Annotated in this window: 21 protein-coding genes and 1 other RNA gene; 15 read left to right on the top strand and 7 right to left on the bottom strand. The window is 41.6% G+C overall.

Annotated features, from left to right (window positions below):
* Positions 1 to 80: 80 nt before the first annotated feature.
* The 4 genes from I592_RS13405 (at position 81) to I592_RS13390 (ending at position 3218) form a co-directional block, all read left to right on the top strand.
* Entirely contained in the window at positions 81 to 434 is a 354-nt protein-coding gene (locus I592_RS13405; RefSeq protein ID WP_010779654.1) for an iron-sulfur cluster biosynthesis family protein, read from the top strand.
* Positions 435 to 575: 141 nt separating this feature from the next.
* Complete coding sequence (gene sapR, locus I592_RS13400) at positions 576 to 1247, top strand: two-component system response regulator SapR (protein WP_010779655.1); 672 nt, start codon at positions 576 to 578, stop codon at positions 1245 to 1247.
* A gap of 9 nt (positions 1248 to 1256) precedes the next feature.
* Complete coding sequence (sapS, locus tag I592_RS13395) at positions 1257 to 2279, top strand: two-component system sensor histidine kinase SapS (protein WP_010779656.1); 1023 nt, start codon at positions 1257 to 1259, stop codon at positions 2277 to 2279.
* Positions 2280 to 2354: 75 nt separating this feature from the next.
* Positions 2355 to 3218 carry a GRP family sugar transporter gene (locus I592_RS13390; RefSeq protein WP_010779657.1) on the top strand — a complete coding sequence of 288 codons (864 nt, stop codon included), beginning with the start codon at positions 2355 to 2357 and terminating at the stop codon, positions 3216 to 3218.
* Positions 3219 to 3252: 34 nt separating this feature from the next.
* Here I592_RS13390 and I592_RS13385 read toward each other — a convergent pair whose 3' ends face one another.
* Together I592_RS13385 and I592_RS13380 are read right to left on the bottom strand one after the other, a co-directional pair.
* On the bottom strand, positions 3253 to 4443 hold the full coding sequence (locus I592_RS13385) for a toxic anion resistance protein (RefSeq protein ID WP_010779658.1): 1191 nt from the start codon (positions 4441 to 4443) through the stop codon (positions 3253 to 3255).
* Between the two features lie 63 nt (positions 4444 to 4506).
* Complete coding sequence (locus I592_RS13380) at positions 4507 to 5160, bottom strand: 5-bromo-4-chloroindolyl phosphate hydrolysis family protein (RefSeq protein WP_010779659.1); 654 nt, start codon at positions 5158 to 5160, stop codon at positions 4507 to 4509.
* Between the two features lie 207 nt (positions 5161 to 5367).
* Here I592_RS13380 and I592_RS13375 point away from each other — a divergent pair, with 207 nt between their 5' ends.
* The 4 genes from I592_RS13375 to I592_RS13360 are packed head-to-tail and all read left to right on the top strand — an operon-like array spanning position 5368 to position 7543.
* Positions 5368 to 5943, top strand: coding sequence for an NUDIX hydrolase (locus I592_RS13375; RefSeq protein ID WP_010779660.1), 576 nt, complete (start codon positions 5368 to 5370; stop codon positions 5941 to 5943).
* The gene (macP, locus tag I592_RS13370; RefSeq protein WP_010779661.1) at positions 5940 to 6224 is read left to right on the top strand and encodes a cell wall synthase accessory phosphoprotein MacP; all 285 of its coding nucleotides are present in this window, start codon (positions 5940 to 5942) and stop codon (positions 6222 to 6224) included. Before I592_RS13375 ends, macP begins: the two co-directional genes overlap by 4 nt.
* A 47-nt stretch (positions 6225 to 6271) precedes the next feature.
* Positions 6272 to 6964, top strand: coding sequence for a 5'-methylthioadenosine/adenosylhomocysteine nucleosidase (locus I592_RS13365; RefSeq protein WP_010779662.1), 693 nt, complete (start codon positions 6272 to 6274; stop codon positions 6962 to 6964).
* 33 nt (positions 6965 to 6997) lie between these two features.
* Positions 6998 to 7543, top strand: a complete 546-nt coding sequence (locus I592_RS13360; RefSeq protein WP_010779663.1) for a cysteine hydrolase family protein — start codon at positions 6998 to 7000, stop codon at positions 7541 to 7543.
* A 41-nt stretch (positions 7544 to 7584) separates the two neighbouring features.
* Here the strand turns inward: I592_RS13360 and I592_RS13355 are convergent, their stop codons facing one another.
* Positions 7585 to 8259 (bottom strand): HAD family hydrolase, encoded by a 675-nt coding sequence (locus tag I592_RS13355; protein WP_010779664.1) that lies wholly within the window; start codon positions 8257 to 8259, stop codon positions 7585 to 7587.
* A 135-nt stretch (positions 8260 to 8394) separates the two neighbouring features.
* Between I592_RS13355 and crcB the strand changes: the two genes are divergently transcribed.
* The 3 genes from crcB (at position 8395) to fucO (ending at position 10693) form a co-directional block, all read left to right on the top strand.
* The gene (gene crcB / locus I592_RS13350; RefSeq protein ID WP_010779665.1) at positions 8395 to 8775 is read left to right on the top strand and encodes a fluoride efflux transporter CrcB; all 381 of its coding nucleotides are present in this window, start codon (positions 8395 to 8397) and stop codon (positions 8773 to 8775) included.
* Positions 8772 to 9125, top strand: a complete 354-nt coding sequence (locus tag I592_RS13345) for a fluoride efflux transporter FluC (protein ID WP_010779666.1) — start codon at positions 8772 to 8774, stop codon at positions 9123 to 9125. Before crcB ends, I592_RS13345 begins: the two co-directional genes overlap by 4 nt.
* A gap of 410 nt (positions 9126 to 9535) precedes the next feature.
* The gene (gene fucO / locus I592_RS13340) at positions 9536 to 10693 is read left to right on the top strand and encodes a lactaldehyde reductase (protein WP_010779667.1); all 1158 of its coding nucleotides are present in this window, start codon (positions 9536 to 9538) and stop codon (positions 10691 to 10693) included.
* Between the two features lie 63 nt (positions 10694 to 10756).
* On the opposite strand, the gene I592_RS13335 is transcribed toward fucO, so the two are convergent.
* The 3 genes from I592_RS13335 to ssrS form a co-directional block, all read right to left on the bottom strand.
* Entirely contained in the window at positions 10757 to 11227 is a 471-nt protein-coding gene (locus I592_RS13335) for a universal stress protein (protein ID WP_044926304.1), read from the bottom strand.
* 153 nt (positions 11228 to 11380) lie between these two features.
* The gene (locus I592_RS13330; protein WP_010779669.1) at positions 11381 to 11665 is read right to left on the bottom strand and encodes a hypothetical protein; all 285 of its coding nucleotides are present in this window, start codon (positions 11663 to 11665) and stop codon (positions 11381 to 11383) included.
* Between the two features lie 67 nt (positions 11666 to 11732).
* Positions 11733 to 11926: non-coding RNA, 6S RNA (gene ssrS / locus I592_RS21050), on the bottom strand.
* 355 nt (positions 11927 to 12281) lie between these two features.
* Here ssrS and I592_RS13325 point away from each other — a divergent pair.
* Positions 12282 to 12749, top strand: coding sequence for a MarR family transcriptional regulator (locus I592_RS13325; RefSeq protein WP_010779670.1), 468 nt, complete (start codon positions 12282 to 12284; stop codon positions 12747 to 12749).
* A 164-nt stretch (positions 12750 to 12913) separates the two neighbouring features.
* On the top strand, positions 12914 to 14338 hold the full coding sequence (locus I592_RS13320; RefSeq protein WP_010779671.1) for an MDR family MFS transporter: 1425 nt from the start codon (positions 12914 to 12916) through the stop codon (positions 14336 to 14338).
* A 61-nt stretch (positions 14339 to 14399) separates the two neighbouring features.
* Here I592_RS13320 and I592_RS13315 read toward each other — a convergent pair whose 3' ends face one another.
* On the bottom strand, positions 14400 to 15677 hold the full coding sequence (locus I592_RS13315; RefSeq protein ID WP_010779672.1) for a replication-associated recombination protein A: 1278 nt from the start codon (positions 15675 to 15677) through the stop codon (positions 14400 to 14402).
* Positions 15678 to 16083: 406 nt separating this feature from the next.
* Here I592_RS13315 and I592_RS13310 point away from each other — a divergent pair, with 406 nt between their 5' ends.
* A complete protein-coding gene (locus tag I592_RS13310; RefSeq protein ID WP_010779673.1) occupies positions 16084 to 16710 on the top strand; it encodes a DNA-3-methyladenine glycosylase in 627 nt (208 codons plus the stop codon).
* A gap of 2 nt (positions 16711 to 16712) precedes the next feature.
* Complete coding sequence (locus tag I592_RS13305; protein ID WP_010779674.1) at positions 16713 to 17189, top strand: DUF3013 family protein; 477 nt, start codon at positions 16713 to 16715, stop codon at positions 17187 to 17189.
* Positions 17190 to 17193 lie beyond the last annotated feature (4 nt).

The raw sequence follows: 17193 nt of genomic DNA, 5'->3' as shown, positions 1-17193 counted from the left end.
TTATTGCCGTTCATACAACTAACCGCGCTTAATTTGAAGGAACAGTCAGCGTTGAAAAAAATCAGATTGGGGAGTTTATTATGAAAATCACCGTGGATGAAGCAGCAAAAGAAAAAATCTCTGCACACTTAGGCGCAGGGAAACTTTTATTATTAACCTTTGAAGATGGGGTAGGCGCCTACTCGCAGCATGCGATGATCCATATGCAGACACAGTTTTCCATCAATATTATTTCATCAGAAATGGAAAGAACCGATTATGACGAAAAGATTCCTTCAGAGATCGGCGATTTTTGGATCAAAGGATATTCAAAAGAAGATTTACAAGAAGAAATTCGGATCAAATTCAATCCACGCTTGAGTACATTTAGTTTGTCAGGTGAAGGCGGCATGATCGACGATAATATGGGGTTCATCGATTTTACCAAAAATTAATCTAAAAAGGATCGTCTTTCATTTTTTTCGCGTTCTTTGATATGATAAAAAAAAGAGTTCAATTAGTCGTGCAGTCTCTGGTTTTTTCGGATCAGAGACTGCTTCACGACATCGAGCAGCAACCAGAAAGTAGGGAACAACATGGCAAAAATCATGATCGTGGAAGATGAAGCGGTAATTCGGCAACTGATCGGGGAAGAACTAACGAAATGGCGATTTGATGTTTATCAAACAACGGACTTTAATCAAGTCTTTGAAGAATTTGAACAAGTGGCTCCGCAGCTTGTTTTATTAGATATCAATCTTCCAGTCTATGACGGCTATTTTTGGTGTCAAAAAATTCGTGAAGTTTCTAAGGTACCGATCATTTTTATTTCTTCGCGAAATACGAACATGGATCAAATCATGGCAATGAATATGGGGGCCGATGATTACATTACGAAGCCGTTTCAAGTAGATATACTAGTTGCAAAAATCAATGCCTTGCTGCGCCGTTCGTACAATTACGCTGAAAGCGGCGAAGAATTGGAACACAACGGGATTACGTTAAATATTGACAATAGCAGCATGACGATCAGCGATGAAGTGGTGGATCTCAGCAAAAATGAGTACCGATTGTTGTTTATTTTAATGAAGCAGCACGGAAAGATTTTGAGCCGTGATAAATTGCTGCGTGCATTGTGGGACGACGAGCGTTTCGTGGATGACAATACATTGACAGTGAATATCAATCGGCTGCGTCGGAAGATCGAACAAGCTGGGATCGAAGATTATATTCAAACAAAAGTCGGACAAGGATATATTGTCCCATAAGGAGAGCCCATGACATTTATTAAGTATCTAAAAGACCGAATACTTATTTTAGCAGGATGGGTTGTACTGAGTTTACTATTGGGGTTTATGGTGTGGCTGACACCCGATCTGCATAATTTCTGGGACAACCTCAGTTATTTGCTGGTCTTGCAATTATTTATTGTTTTTCTATTTTTTACGATTGATTACCATCGGAGAAAAAAATGGTACAAGACATTTGATAAAGAGGAAGATTCCCACCTTCAGCATTTTGTAGAATCCGCGAGCACAGAAGAGGAGCTGCTGATTCAAGAATACGTGAACCAGCAAGTCCGAGAGCATCATTCGATGATGGAGCAACTGTTGGATAGTCAAAAAGATCAAAAAGATTATATGGATTCTTGGATTCATGAGATCAAGGTACCGTTAGCGGCAGTTGATTTGATTTTGAATTCGATTGAATTTGATATTCCAGATGAAAAATTCGTTCTATTGCAAAATGAGATCCAGCAGATCGATGAATATGTTGAACAAATTTTGTATTATTCGCGCTCCGATGAATTTGTGAATGATTACCTCATTCAAGAATACTCATTGAAAAAAATTATCCAGCCGATCATTCGCAGCCAAGCAAATTATTTTATTCAGAAAAATTTACAATTGACTTTAGCAGAGGCGGATGCGCGCGTATTGACGGATTCTAAATGGATCGAATTCATTTTTCGCCAACTATTAAGCAATGCAATCAAGTACACGCCCGATCATGGTAAGATCGATATCACGATCGAAAAGAAGAACAATGGGGTGGCCTTGATCTTGCAAGATAATGGAATCGGTATTCCCTCAGAAGATCTCGGTCGGATTTTTGATAAGGGATTTACTGGTGAGAACGGACGGAAGGCGCAGCAGCATTCTACTGGCTTGGGCTTGTATCTTGCGAAGCGATTAGCAGGCAAGATCGGTGTGGACTTATCGGCAAAATCAACGATGAACGAAGGAACGACGATGACACTCTTTTTCCCTCAATTAGATTATTATCATGAAGAACGTTAAATTTTCGATTTTTGATTGCCAAATATCCTTTTTTTCGCTAAACTGTTCCAGTTGTGAATTGAAGGGAGTAAGTTTATGAGTATTTTAATAGCCCTAGTGCCAATGATAGCATGGGGAAGCATTGCTTTGGTGAGCGGAAAGTTAGGCGGGGATGCCAATCAGCAAACCTTAGGGATGACGATGGGTGCTTTTGTTTTCGCATTGGTAACCTTTTTTATCGTTCAACCAGCAATGAGCAGTTGGATTCTGTTGATCGGTTTCTTGTCAGGTCTTTTTTGGTCGGTTGGTCAAAACGGTCAGTTTCATGGGATGAAATTCATGGGTGTATCTGTAGGGTTGCCCATTTCGACCGGCTTTCAATTGATTTTGAATACCGTCGCCGGTGCCGTCTTCTTTCATGAATGGACGAAAACAAGAGATTATGTTTTAGGATTTATCGCTTTGGCCCTCCTTGTTCTAGGTGCGTATTTAACGGCACGAAAAGATGACGAGAGCGGAGTCGAGACAGATAATAGTATGTTGAACTTCGGTAAAGGCTTTCGGGCGCTGCTATTTTCAACTTTTGGATATGGTGTCTATACGATCATCATCACGTGGGCAGGACTGAATCCTTTGGCGATCATTTTACCTCAAAGTGTCGGAATGTTAGTCGGCGCCAGCTTCTTTGCATTTCGCAAAGCAAAGGTGGATCGCTACGTTTGGCGCAATATGGCGTCAGGTCTTTTATGGGGAATCGGAAATGTCTGCATGTTAGTGAGCGTTCAAAATATTGGTTTAGCCATTGGCTTCTCTTTATCGCAAATGGGAATCATCATTTCTACGCTAGGCGGGATCTTCCTTCTGGGCGAACGTAAAACTAAAAAAGAGATGTATTATGTGATTACGGGCTGCCTGCTGATTATTGTCGGCGGTATCGTACTAGGCTATATGAAAGCATAAAAAAAGCGCGCCGATGGGCGCGCTTTTTTTGCAATTATTGACCGGAATTTAGTTCCATCAATTTTTGTTTTAAGTCGTTTTCCATGTGACCGATCTCGATCTCCGCTGCTTGGCGACGTTCTCGACCTTCTTTTTGGATACGCAATGTTTCTTCTAATGTCTCAACGAGATCATTTTGTGTTTGCTGTAACGTATCTAGATCAACGATGCCGCGTTCATTTTCTTTAGCGGTTTCAATAGTAGAGATCTTCAACATCTCTGAATTTTTCTTCAGCAAATCATTGGTTGTTTCTGAAACTTGGCGCTGTGCTGTAGAAGCATCCTTTTGGCGTAAGAGTGTCAATGCGATCGCCACTTGGTTTTTCCATAAAGGAATCGCTGTATTGATGGAAGCCTGGATTTTTTCAGCTAGTGCTTGATTGGTATTTTGGATCAAACGAATCTGCGGTGCTTGCTGAATCGTGATTTGACGAGCCAGTTTCAAGTCGTAGGTTCGTTTGTCTAAACGATCTAAGAATTGTGTATAATCATTAACGATCTGAACTTCCATCTGATCACCGGAAGCCTGTGCCTTTTCTGTTGCTTCAGGAATCGTTGTGAGCTTCAGCTCTTCTATTTTCAATTCTGCTGCGGCAATATAAATATTTAAGGCATCAAAGTAATCCTTATTTTTATTGTAAAGTGTTTCCAGCATTTGATTGTCGCGTAATAAGCCATCTTTTTCGACGTTTAATTTTGTGGCGATTTTGTCGATTTGAGCACCGATTTTTTGATATTTTGTCGTGATTTCATAAATGGATTGTTTTACTTTACCAAACATTTTTTGAAAAATATTTCCTTCACCGACACGTAGTTCATCGGGGTTGGCTTCATTTAAACGATACATCAACTGATTCAACGAATCTCCGATCGGTCCAATGTCTTGAGAAGAGACGGTATTTAGCATGGACTGAGAAAATTCACTTAATTTTGTTTGTGCTGTTGAGCCGTAGCTGATCACAGCCTGCGAATCATTCACGTCGATTTTCTTTGCTAGTTCCCGCGCCTGTGCTTGGCGTTCTTCGGGAAGCTTATCCACTAAGCGATCTGCTTGTTCTTGCGACTGTAAGTGAGAAATTTCTTGTTGCTGGACGGGAGTTAATGAATCGGTCCCGAAAGGATTGCTTAGTAAATCGTCTAAAGTACTGTCGACTGGTTTAGTCTGCGGGTTGTTTTCTGGTTCCACTATGGTTCCTCCTGTTCGAAAAAAATCTAGCTTAAGCTAGATTTTTTTGATATTTCGTTCATTTTATTTTGTGGACAAATCAGGATCGTGTTCAAGATTTTTTTTCGCAATCGAAATCTCAACATCCATGTCTTCCAAATCGTCAGACACAAATTGTTGATAATCTTTTACGATCAAATCTGCCATTTGATCAATGATCTGTGCGCTTTCTTCCAGTTTACCATAAACTTCTTTTGACTTGACCTCGTGACCGTTGATTTCAACATAATTATCTGTCAAATCAACGATATTCGGTAAATGCGTATATAGAAATTGACTTGCTTCTGGTAAACGCTTCGGATCTTTTACCAATTCCTTGAATAGAGCTTTCGCTGCCTTTAACGTATCGTGACGCAAATCGATCGCTTTTAACTTGGCATTTTTTTGAATGTTTTGTTGCAGACGCAACACTTGCTGTTTGGAAAGATTCATCGTTTCACGGAACAATTCGATTTCACGTTCACTCATACCCAATTTTTTATAGTAAGCTTCCTTTTCTTTTGTAAGAAATGGCAATTCTTCTTTTTGTGGACGGATTTTTCTCCCTTTAAATCCACGATAAATCAGCCAAAACCCAACGACCAACATCAAAAAGATCAGATAGTCGCCGAAATCTCCTTCAAAAAAGGAGAGAATACCGATGGCTGCGATGATGATAGGGAATAGTTTCCTTCGCATAATAATCCTCCTAGTCTATTGATAACCCTTCACATTATTTAGTCAAAATTCTTGATTTCTTTACACGCTCATCATAGCATGAATTTCTATAGAATTAGTATCGGACTAAAGATGGATTTTTCAGATTTAGAAAAAACATAAGAATTTTCTGTGATACAATAAGGCAGAACCGTCGAGTTAAAGCTATTTAGGGGGAATGATGTCATAATGCTAGAGTACAAAGACTTCGAAGAAAAGACGATTGAACGTAAAGAATTGTTTAAGGGGAAAATTATTGACGTCTATTTAGATGATGTTTACTTGCCAATGGGAGGAACAGCAAAACGTGAATTGGTTTTTCACCATGGTGGTGTGGGAATCATCCCGATCACAAAAGAGAATAAAATGATCATGGTCAAGCAATTTCGCAAACCGTTAGAAAAAGTAGTTTTAGAGATTCCAGCAGGAAAAATCGATCCTGGCGAAGGGCAGCATCCTGAAAAAACAGCGGTACGTGAGCTAGAAGAAGAGACCGGTTATCGCACTGAGAACTTGATGTACATAAATGAAATGTATTTATCTCCGGGATTTTCGAATGAGAAGCTATATATTTACACGGCAACCGATCTAGTAAAAGTCGAAAATCCGAAGCCACAAGACGAAGATGAAGTCTTAGAACTGTATGAGCTAACGATGGAAGAAGCGAAGCAAGCCATTCACGACGGATTAATTTGTGACGCAAAAACAATCTTTGCAGTCAATTATTGGGAATTGATGCACTATAGAAAGGAAGATCACGCATGAGCCAATCTCCTCTGGTGACGCGCAGCGAATTGAGAAAGCGAAAAGAAGAGCAGGAACGTTTGGCAGAGGAACAACGGAAAGACGCTGAACGAATGTATGAAAAAAGAGAAAAAGAAATCAGCTCTGTTTATCGAAAAGAACTGAAGAAAAACAAGCCAGTCACAAAATCTCGCAGCAGCGAACGAGTGAAGCAAAAAGAACGCAGCAGTTTTTTAAATAAAGCGATAATTGTGGTCTTATTACTTTTAATCGTCGTCATGTTAGCAGTATTCTTTATTTGATCCTTAACTAAACACAACTATATTAAGAAGAAATAGGGGAATGAGTTATGAAAATCGGTATTATCGGTGCAATGGAGCCAGAAGTAAAAGCGTTAAGAGAGAGCTTGGATTACCCGTTATCTTGGGAACAATCAGGCGCGTTGTTTCTCTCAGGAGGTTTAGGGAATCATGAGGTGATCGTTGTTCAATCAGGTATTGGGAAAGTGTTGGCATCCATCACAACATCTGTTTTGATCCAGCAATACAAAGTCAATATGGTCATCAATACTGGTACAGCCGGCGGAATCGGCGGCGGTCTTGCTATCGGCGATCTAGTGATTGCTGACAGAGTTGCGTATTTTGATGTAGACGCTACGACCTTTGGCTATAAGATCGGACAAGTCCCAGGCATGCCGCTTTATTTTGAAAGCTCCACGTATCTAAAAAGTGAGATGCTGGAAGCAAGCAAAAAACTAGAGCAGGCAGCACATGTGGGACTGATTGTTTCAGGTGACACCTTTGTCAGCAGCCCATCAAAAATTTATGAAATCAAAGCCGCATTTCCAGATGCACTGGCTGTCGAAATGGAAGGGGCAGCGATTGGGCACACAGCCGCACAATTTGGCATTCCGTTCTTGATCGTGCGTGCGATCAGTGATACAGCGGACAGTGAAGCGACGGAGACTCATGAAGAATTCGTGAATCGCACAGGCACACTTTCTGCACAATTGGTCATGGAATTCGTGAACCATTTAAAATAAAAGGATTCATTGATAAAACGAGGAGGCATCACGATGCGTGCATTACTTTCGATTGATTACACCAATGATTTTGTCGCAACCGATGGAAAATTAACGACAGGCGAAGCAGGTCAAGCGATTGAACAAGCTTTAGTTGACCGAACAAAAGACTATTTTCAACAAGGAGATTTCATCGTTTTTGCGATCGATGGGCATGACCCAAACGATCACTACCATCCTGAAAACAGCTTGTTTCCCCCTCACAATGTGATTGGAACGAGCGGGCGTGATCTATACGGTTCGTTAGCCGCATTTTATCAAGCCAATCAAGCAGAAAAAAATATTTACTGGATCAATAAACGCCATTATTCTGCCTTTAGCGGAACGGACTTAGACATTCGTCTGCGGGAGCGCGGCATTACAGAGCTTTGTTTAACCGGTGTTTGTACAGATATTTGTGTGCTGCACACTGCTGTGGATGCTTATAATCTGGGGTATCAGCTCGTAATACCAGAGAATGCCGTTGCCAGCTTTGATGCGACTGGTCATGCTTGGGCATTGAACCATTTTAAACATACACTAGGGGCAACACTTATCTAGATAAAAGAACCGCAAACGAAAAAAATCGTTTGCGGTTTTTTCTAAGCTAGATAGGTTAGAATAAATGTAGTGAAATCCTCGATCACCCCATCGGAGGCTAAGCCTTCCGATTCGAAGATCCCGCGATTTTTCCCATCGGGGTCAATGGCAACAATTGTTCCTATCCCCGCACTATGAGCGGCTTGTAACCCTGAATAGGAGTCTTCGATGACTAAGCAATTTTCAGGAGCGACGCTGATTTTTTTCGCGGCGATCAAGAATATATCTGGAGCAGGTTTACCAGGAAAGCTGCCATCATGGTAAACTATCTTTTCGTAATCGAACCAGATGCCTAGGTCTAAATAGTCAAAATAGAAGTCCATATTGATTTTCGGTGAGGCAGAAGCAATGGTCATTGGACTATTCTTTTTCTTCAAATAGTCCAAGACTTCTTTCAGCCCTTTTGTAAATTCTTTATGATCAGAGCTGTTTAGAACGGTTTCTCGATAGTACGCCTCTTTTTCATCCGATAATCGTTGGATTTCTTCATCTGTTAAATTTTTTGAGATAAAATTGCGAAGGACGACATCATTGGTTTTACCATGCAGATTTTTTAAAATGTCTTCCTCGGTCACTTTGCTGTCTGAATATTTTTGAATCAACTGCAGCCATGCCGCTTCATGAAGATCAGAATCCATAAACATTGTTCCGTTAAAATCAAAAATGATCCCTGTCATGTATAGCCCTCACTTTTTTCAAGATACTCTTAGTTTAGCATGTTTTGAAAATAGTAGATGAAAAAGATAGTATTATTTGCAACTTCAAATCAATCGTTTTATAGTGATGAAGAATAATTAATGGAGATGAACATCATGTTGGATTATTTAGTCATTGCGCTGTTTGCTTTTGCGGGAGGAACAGCGCGGTATTGGTTAGGCGTGTGGATTCCTTCAGTGGGCGGATTTCCACTTGGAACACTTGTTATAAATTTGATCGGCTGTTTTATTTTTAGCTGGGTCGTCAAGCATATTTTGAGTGATATTGACGTATCCGCTCGTTTGGTCTTAGGGGTCGGTGTTGGTTTCTGCGGGGCACTAACGACCTTCTCGTCTTTTGCCTTGGATACGATGAAACTGGTTCAGTCTGGAGAAATTGGTTTGGCATTTCTTTATTTGCTGCTGTCATTTATCGGCGGGTTGGCGATGACCGTGCTCGGTGAAGCCATCTACCACAGAAGGGTGGGAGAAGAATGATCGAGATGTTATTGGTTGGCAGCGGGGCAGCGATTGGCGCGATGCTGCGTTTTGCTCTGAACAATTACTTTGAGCCTCAGACCAAGCGGCTGCCGAGGGCGACTTTTTTTATCAATTTATCAGGAAGCTTGCTATTAGGTATTTTTTTTGGTGTGCACTTGTCTGATCCCGTCTATTTATTTTTAGGAACAGGGATCATGGGAGGCTATACGACATTTTCTACTTATAATTTTGAATTGTTTGTCTTATGGAAACATGATCGCCCCATGTTTTATCGCTATTTATTCGGTTCTTATGGCCTAGGATTACTATTGAGCTTTGTCGGTATCGTGATCGGCTCAAAAATTTAGAAAATAAGTCACAGAAAACGCTGTGGCTTATTTTTTATGCTCTCTGAAAGAGTTCGGCAGCTCATGGTATGTATCTTTGAATTGTTTGTAAAAATGGCTGCGGTTTTTGAGACCGATCATTTCGATAATGGTATAATCTTTTTATTTTTGGAAGGCCGCTTATTATTTATCTGGAGAGAAAGTCATGAAATATTTTGCTCAAGCAGAGTTACTTATTGGAGAGAGCTTTAGAAGCAAGTCCTATAAAAAGTGAAGGTTTCGACTGTTGCTGCCAATACAGACAGTCGACCCCTTTTTTTGCTATTTCTGCTGATTTTCCAGCAAGAATTTACAATCAGAAATCATAGAAAACGGTTTCTTTTTATGGGATAATCAATTGTGAAATACAACACAATGAAGGAGAGATACTAATGGTAGTCAATCGAATGATTTTGAACGAAACCTCTTATTTTGGCAAGGGTGCAATTCAGGAGGTAGCCAATGAGGCGAAAAAACGCGGGTTCAAAAAGGCACTAGTCGTGACAGACAAGGATTTATTGAAATTTGAAGTGGCAACAAAAGTTACCGCACTTTTAGATGAAGCAACATTGAGTTACGAAATTTTTGATGGGATCGTTCCGAATCCTTCGATCGAAGACGTACAGGCTGGGGTCAAGGCTTGTCAAGCGGCTGGCGCGGATTATCTCGTGGCGATCGGCGGCGGATCACCTATCGATACGGCCAAGGCGATCGGGATCATTAGCACCAACCCTGATTTTGCAGATGTCATCAGCTTAGAGGGACCCGCAGATACGAAAAATCCTGCGTTGCCGATACTGGCGATCCCGACAACTTCTGGAACGGCTGCTGAAGTAACGATCAATTATGTCATCACGGACAAAGCCAATCAACGGAAATTTGTTTGTGTCGATCCTCATGATATTCCAGTGGTGGCTTTTATCGACAGTGATATGATGATGGGGATGCCCACAGCGTTATGTGCGGCAACTGGTATGGACGCCTTGACCCATGCGATCGAAGGGTTCATTACAAAAGGTGCGTGGGAAATGACAGATATGCTGCACATCAAGGCAATTGAGATCATCAGTCATGCGTTGCGTGATTCCGTTGCGGGAAATCAAGAAGCCCGAGAAAAAATGGCTTTGGGTCAGTATATCGCTGGGATGGGCTTTTCTAACGTTGGATTAGGTCTCGTCCATGGAATGGCACATCCATTATCCGCTTGGTACGATACACCACATGGGGTAGCGTGTGCGACATTGCTGCCATTGATCATGGACTTCAATAAAGATTATACTGGTGAAAAATATCGTGAGATCGCCGTGGCAATGGGTGTGAAGGATGCGGCTGAACTGCCGTTATCAGAAGTTCGCGATGCGGCAGTCCAAGCGGTGAAGCAGCTAGGTATTGACGTGGGGATTCCTCAAAGTCTGACTGAGATCGGAATGAAAGAGGCGGATGTTCAAAAAATTGCAGAAGATGCTTTCCGGGATGTCTGCTCACCAGGGAATCCGCGGGATGCAACAGTAGAAGAAATCAGCGAGCTTTACAAATCAATGTTGGATTAAAGCGAAATGGCTATAAGGAAAAGAGGGAGTGCCAATCGGCGCTCCCTCTTTGTAGTCACTGTTTTATTTGTCTTCTTCAGGAATCTTATTGTCTAAATCTGTACGAACGATCAAGACGTCGCAAGCGGCGTTGCGAATAACGTATTCCGATACGGAACCGATAAATAAACGTTCTACTGCATTTAATCCTGTAGCACCCAGCATGATCAAGTCAATATCGTTGTTTTCCGGGATTTGATTGGCGATCATCACTTTTGGTGCGCCGTATTCAATGACCTTGCTGATATTTTTGACGCCGGCTTTTTTCGCTTCAGCTTCATAATCACCTAAGGTTTGCTTCGCCATATCCGTAGCCTGTTCTGCAAGAACATTATCGAAAGAAGAAACTGTTTGGAATGCACGCGTATCAATGACATGAGCGAGTAGTAATTCTGCCTGATTTCGTTTCGCTACATTCACTGCTTTTCTGAATGCTAATTCCGCTTCATTAGAACCGTCAACTGCCACCATGATTTTACTGTATTCTTGATCCATCATTTCCCACTCCTTTTCATTTCAAAGAATCCATCCTTCTGTAGAAAAACGATTTCCATACTATCTAATTAAAAATCGGTTCACTTCTAAAGAATTGGATCAGTATCCGTTTCTCATCTTTATTTTAAATCAAAAGACTCGAAAATGGTACTGTTACCCTTTTTTTGTTTTTGCGCCCATCAATAAAGCAAAGATCGCTGCAACCACTAAAAGCAGGATCAAATACATCATCGAATAGGAACGGTTGTTCATCACACCGACCAATAGCGCCATGATCCCTAAAACGGCATAGATAATTCCAAATTGACGTAAGAAGCTGCGTGCTTCAGTTTGTGTTTCTTTACTAAAGAGAACTAATAGCCCCTGTGGTTTTTTGATCAAGTAATAACTGCAAATTAATAAAATAAGCGCAAGTAAAAATAATAAAATGCGAACCATTTTCTTCCTCCAATACAATAAAAAGCAATTTGCAGTTCGCAAATTGCTTTCATTCCATAAAAAAATGGAAAATTCCGTCGATGCCGTTATTCGCCCGATAGTATTGATCCCGCAAAATCTAGCAGGTGGGTTCCATGGTCTAAGCATCGAACTACCAAATGAAAAGGCATGTTACCAACTTTGACACAAGACGGATCCCAAGATATCAATAAAAATGTTCGGTCAACACTGAAATGGGCAACGCGCACATCACAGAACTTCCATCTCAATCATAGCATAGTCATTATAGAGACGCAACGAAGTGGTCTTTTAGAACACATCTGAAAAGGTTCGAGCCACTCACATCTTCTATACCTATATAGTATGAAAAAGAAGGCGGTATGTCAAAAAAAATTACTTATTTATTTAATTTATATTTTTACATTTTTATTTGATTTTTTAATTGTTGAAAGCAGACAAAGCAACACGATATATTTGACTTTTATAAATGAAAAGAAGACGGATCGAACGGAATCCAAAATGATTTTGTTGAAAAAGAAACAAAAACACCTTAAAATAGTCTTGCATTTACGAATGGTTAATAAAAAGTCCAGCGCAATGACTAGGGGGATCGAGTATGAACAAAAGAGAAGAGGTTCTGGAAGGCTTCAGCGAAGTGTTTAACAAGCGGGCCTGGTTAGATAAGGTAAAAATGGAAAAAGCTTTGGCAGGATATGCTGTTTCCGAAGTACATTGCATCGAATTTATTGGTAAACATGAAGACCCAAACGTTACAAAAATGGCGGAATCTATGTATATGACTCGTGGGGCCATCAGTAAGCTGACGAAAAAAATGCTGCAAAAGAAGTATATTGAAAGTTACCAAAAGGCGGATAATAAAAAGGAAATTTATTTTAAGCTGACTGAAGAAGGACAAAAGGTCTTTGATATTCATGAGCAGCTTCACCAAGAATTTGAAGATCGCGACGAGGTTGTTTTTGAACCAATTACTGACGATCAATACGATGCCTTCTTAACATTTCTCGCACGGTATAACCAACATTTGGATTCAGAAATCAAGAAACAAGGGATCACAACTCACTGATTTGAAGCAGTCATTCGCGACTGCTTCTTTTTTTTTGATTTAATTTTGTTGACAAGGAAACAAAGAGGCTGTATAGTTTCCTGGGAAACAAAAAAGACCGCTATTCGACAAGGGGAAGAATAGACATTTCAATCAAATCCATAACAATAAGAAAGGTGTTTTCTATGACTCAATCACATTTAAATAAATTACCAAAAGAAGTATTATCTGCTGCCTGGGCGATTGCTTTAGGCGCTATTGCCCCAATGCTGGACTCAACGATGGTGAATATCGCCATTGATCAATTGACCAGAAATTTTCACACGAACTTAGCAACGATCCAATGGGCGATCACGGGCTATGTCTTGGCGTTAGCCATTGCCGTACCTATCGCAGGTTGGCTGATGAATCGTTTTGACGGAAAGAAGATTTTCATTGCTGCCGTCATTCTTTTCGGTTTCACCTCTGTTTTAGCAGGTATTAGCTGGAGTGTTACGAGCTTCATCGTTTTTCGTCTGCTTCAGGGGTTTACGGCAGGGATCATTACGCCCTTGATGTCAACCCTGTTAGTTAAAACGGCAGGTCCCGAAAATATCGGACGCGTCATGGCGATCGTCAGTACGCCAATGATCTTTGGACCGATCCTTGGTCCTGTATTAGGCGGGTTCATCGTTCAAGCGGCATCATGGCGCTGGATCTTCTTTATCAATGTTTTCATCGTTCTCATCGCGGCACCTTTAATGATGCGAACATTGCCCGCTTTTGAACCATTTAACCGAGAAAGTAAATTGGATATTTTCGGTATTCTTGATTTATCAGCGATGAGCGCCGCGTTGATTTACGGTATTACAAAAGCTGCGGATCATGCAACGTTCAATAATAGCGAATCCTTGACTTGGACAGGTATCGGCGTGCTGCTCTTGATCGCCTATATCTTCTACGATCGGTATAAAGGGCACAAGACGGTGTTGCCGCTAACAATCTTTTCTCATCGCAGCTTCAAAGCATCAAGTGTCGGTCTGTTTTTCGCCAACATCGCTATTATGGGCCCCATGCTTATTTTGCCACTATTTTTCCAAAATTTCCGTCATTTTTCCGCGATGGAGGCTGCGATTGCCCTAATTCCCCAAGGAGTGGGGATGTTAGTCACGCGTCCATTGATCGGGAAAATGATCGATCAGCTTGGTGCAAAATATGTTGTGATCGTCAGCTTGGTCATTTCTTTAGTTGGGACGATCCCACTGCTGTTTGTCACCGATCAAACGAATATGATTTGGATCGCGCTGATCCTGTTCATCCGAGGAACAAGCTTTGGCGGCATCAATTTACCGTTGACCAGCGATGCGTATACAGGCTTAGCGGATGAAGAATTGCCTGACGCAGGTGTAGGTATCAATATTATTGAAAATCTAGGATCAAGTGTTGGTTCAGCGATGATCGCTACAGTAGTGGCTACGGTATTGCAAGGAGCTCAGCCAACGGTTGCCCATGAGCTGGCCGCCTATCATGCGGGCTTTCTCGTCTCAGTCGTTGTCTTAGCATTGCTCTTCCTGCCGAGTCTCTTCCTAACGAATAAAACAACAGCCTCTGCTGATAAGCACACGATTTAAAAAAACAGGCGTCAAGCCCGAAAGCTTGACGCCTGTTTTTGCCTCTTTATAAAAGAAGAACTTATTTCTTCTTTTTCCATTCTTCGATTCGTTGGTATTGCTGTCCGAGAGCCTGCTCATACTTACCGGTAGATTTAGGTTCATAGTAATGGGCATTCTTGATTTTGTCTGGTAAATATTGCTGATCAACCCAGGCATTCTCAAAACTATGCGGGTATTGGTAGCCGATGCCGCGGTTCAACTCCTTTGCCCCTTTGTAGTGACTGTCTCGTAAATGGTCAGGTACTTCTCCGGCATTCCCCATTCGGATATCTGTGATCGCCGCGTCCAATGCGGCATAGGCAGAATTCGATTTAGGGGACAAGCAAAGATCTACGACTGCATCCGCCAAAGGAATCCGTGCTTCGGGAAAGCCTAATTTTTCTGCTGCTTGGACTGCCTGGACGGTTCGAGCGGCTGCGGCGGGATTTGCCAAGCCAATGTCTTCATAACCGATGACCATCAACCGACGGCAAATAATCGGCAGATCCCCCGCTTCGACTAATCGGCCCAAATAGTGCAATGCGGCATTCACATCACTGCCGCGAATAGACTTTTGAAAAGCAGAGATCACATCATAATGGGCATCGCCATCCTTATCATGAGTCAAGGCTTTCCGTTGAACACATTCTTCGATGATCGAAAGCGTCAAATGAATTTTTTCTTCAGTATCTTTAGGTGTGGATTTTGTCGCTAATTCTAATCCATTCAGTGCGCTTCTTAAATCGCCATTTGTTGCGCGAGCCAAATGAGTCAATGCATCCTCATCTAGTTCCACAGGATACTCTCCAAGTCCGCGCTCCTTGTCTTTTAAAGCTGTCTTAACTGCGGAGATAATATCGTACTCATCTAACGGCTTTACCTCAAAAATCTGCGTTCGACTTCTAATCGCGGGATTGATTGTGATATAGGGATTTTCGGTGGTAGCCCCAATCATGATGATGCGGCCGCTTTCTAAATGAGGCAGTAGAAAATCCTGTTTGGTTTTATCTAAGCGATGCACTTCATCTAACAATAAAATAACTGTCCCGCTCATTTTTGCTTCTTCGGCGACGATCTGTAAATCTTTTTTTGCGTCCGTAGCCGCATTCAACATTCGAAACGCATAATTTGTTGAGCCAGCAATGGCGCTTGCGATACTGGTTTTTCCTGTGCCTGGCGGTCCATATAAAATCATCGAAGAAAGCATTCGCGCATCAACCATGCGCCGAATAATTTTTCCGGGACCAACTAGATGCTGCTGCCCGACAACTTCGTCTAAGTTGCGTGGGCGCATACGATAAGCTAACGGCTGTTGCATGAGAAACCTCCTTGAAAGAATGAATAATACTATTTCAGTTGCGATGGTTACGAGTAAAAAGCAGATTAATTACGAGTTTTAATAAACTGCGAAAAGCAGAACTGGCAGCTAGCTCAGAGTAAGGTATCTATTTTCGTACGCTTAGCATCCAACGAAACAGTTCTTCTGATGTTTACATTTAACAAAGTGTGTTCACGTTGAATTTAGTAAACTGCGAAAAGTTGGACTGGCAAATGTATGTTCTCATTATAGCATTTTTTTGGTGAGGGTGCTTTGTTTGGATATGTTAGAGAAGGGGAGGGAGTTCTATTGTTCGACTAGAAAGATTCCTTTGTGTTTGCTGAGTTTTGGTCGTTGAGCGTAGCATGCGGCAGGATTATTGTGTATCATGTAGAAGGTGAGAAAAATGGAGCAGTTAATTGATTATTTTAATACAGAAACGACGGAAAATGTGGCGCGCTATTTATTGGGAATGTATTTAGAGCATGAAACGCCTTCTGGGACATTAGGTGGCTACATCGTTGATTGTGAAGCCTACTTAGGGCCAGAGGATGAAGCGGCGCATAGTTACGGGATGCGTGCGACTCCTCGTGTACGTGCCATGTATGAAAAGCCGGGAACGATCTATTTATACACGATGCACACGCATTTGATCTTAAATATGATCACTCAGCCTGAAGGAACGCCTCAAGGTGTAATGATCCGAGGGCTTGAACCGGTTGATGGCGTGGCGCAAATGATCCGCAATCGTCATGGCAGAGCGGGAGCGATGCTCTCCGACGGTCCGGGGAAATTAGTGGAGGCACTAGGAATCACTCGTGAATTATATGGCGACTCTATTTTTACAAGTAGCCTGCATTTGGTTCCTGAAAAACGACGGATTCCTAAAAAAATCGAGGTTCTTCCACGCATCGGCATACCCAATAAAGGGATTTGGACGGAGAAACCTCTGCGTTTTGTTGTTTCTGGAAATCCTTACATAACCAATCAACGCAAAGCATTACTAGAAGAAAACAATGGATGGAGGAACTAAAAATGGCAAAAGAGACCATGATTACTTATTTAGACAAATACTTGAACAAAAAAATTCCTGATTATGAACTAGCACTGGATTGGGATACGCGAAACCACAGTTTTGAGATCGCTTTTCGCATTTATGGAGAGAATAAAGAACAGATTGAGATCGATGATGTAGATGGCGTGGCTTCAGAGGAGGAAATCATTGAGTTTGAAGACGCGATCGTATTAGTCGATCCGACTAAATCTGACTACGATACAGAGAATTATTTGGCAGTGATTCCTTACGAAGGCAAAAAAGGCATGAAGAAAAATGAACTGACCGCTGTCGTAGACTATTTGAAGGACGTGATTGAGGAAGGCCAGAGCGATTTGCTAGACTTTTTAGCGGATGATAGTGAGGACGCGGTTTTTGAAATGAACTGGGACGATGCGGTATTCAAGGCGACGATCAAACCAACCGACAGCAGCTATCTGCCATATCCAAGTTATTAAGGGG

This window comes from Enterococcus gilvus ATCC BAA-350 (genome assembly GCF_000407545.1).
GTDB lineage: Bacteria > Bacillota > Bacilli > Lactobacillales > Enterococcaceae > Enterococcus_A > Enterococcus_A gilvus.
Note: the sequence above shows the minus strand (reverse complement) of the source record. Positions and strands in the feature narration are given on the sequence as shown.